Below are 852 nucleotides of genomic sequence, written 5' to 3' on the forward strand. Positions count from 1 at the left end.
GCCGCCCCTCCCGCTCCTGGAGCGCGGCGCCGAGCACAAGGAACTGGTCGAGCTGCTCGGCCGCGGCCGTTCCGTACGCCTTACCGGACAGCCCGGATCCGGCCGCACCGCGCTGATCGAGGCCGTCGGCGCCGAGTGCGCGGACCTCGCGCCGGACGGAGTCGTACGGCTCTCCGGTCACCGCCGTACCACCACCGAGCTGCTGTACGACCTGTACGCGGCGGTCTACCGCATCGAGCTGTCCCGCCCCGACCGGGCCGCCCTGCTCGAACGGGTCCGCGACATCGGTGCCGTCGTCCTGCTGGACGACCTGGAGATCGGCGGCGAAGCCCTCGACGAGCTGCTCGCCGCGACCCCCGAATGCGCGTACCTGCTCGCCACCGCGCCCGACGCCGACCCGCCGTCCGCCACCGCGCGCCTGCACGAGGTGCTGCTCGGCGGCATCGGGCGCGGGGCCTCGCTGGAGCTGATGGAGCGCGCCGTCGACCGCCCCCTCACCGACGAGGAGGCGAACTGGGCGGGGGACCTCTGGTTCGAGTCCGAGGGGCTGCCCCTGCGCTTCGTCCAGGCGGGCGCGCTGCTGCGCCAGCGCGACGTCCTGCGCGGGGCGTCCGCCGAGGCACTGGACGAGTTCGAGCCCTTCGCGGAGACCACCGGTGACGTACCGCTCGTCGTCCGGCTGGGCGCTCCCGACGGGTACGACCCGCCGCTCCCCACCGTCGGCGAGGGCGCCGCGCCCGCGGCCCTGCTCGCCTCCCGGCTGAGCGAGTCCGCCCGCGCCACCCTCCGCTTCGCCGTCGCGCTGGGCGGGGAGGTACCGCACCAGGCGCACCTGCCCGCGCTGATCGGCGA

At 75.8% G+C, this 852-nt stretch carries 1 pseudogene; it reads left to right on the forward strand.

Features of this window, described 5'->3' with window-relative positions:
* Nucleotides 1–852: pseudogene (locus GT042_RS09645) on the forward strand (ATP-binding protein); the annotation flags it as partial.

Origin of the sequence: Streptomyces sp. SID3212, assembly GCF_009865405.1 — a bacterium.
Taxonomy (GTDB): domain Bacteria; phylum Actinomycetota; class Actinomycetes; order Streptomycetales; family Streptomycetaceae; genus Streptomyces.